At 53.1% G+C, this 369-nt stretch carries 1 rRNA gene; it reads right to left on the minus strand.

Annotation, left to right across the window (positions count from 1 at the left end):
• Positions 1 to 369 (minus strand): 23S ribosomal RNA (locus AC1DNC_RS16780); the annotation flags it as partial.

Below are 369 nucleotides of genomic sequence, written 5' to 3' on the forward strand. Positions count from 1 at the left end.
GGCTTACAGAACGCTCCTCTACCGCTCATCTTGCGATGAACCCGTAGCTTCGGTGTGTAGTTTGAGCCCCGTTACATCTTCCGCGCAGGCCGACTCGACTAGTGAGCTATTACGCTTTCTTTAAAGGGTGGCTGCTTCTAAGCCAACCTCCTAGCTGTCTAAGCCTTCCCACATCGTTTCCCACTTAACCATAACTTTGGGACCTTAGCTGACGGTCTGGGTTGTTTCCCTTTTCACGACGGACGTTAGCACCCGCCGTGTGTCTCCCATGCTCGGCACTTGTAGGTATTCGGAGTTTGCATCGGTTTGGTAAGTCGGGATGACCCCCTAGCCGAAACAGTGCTCTACCCCCTACAGTGATACATGAGG

This window comes from Arthrobacter sp. 01N442 (assembly GCF_056399345.1).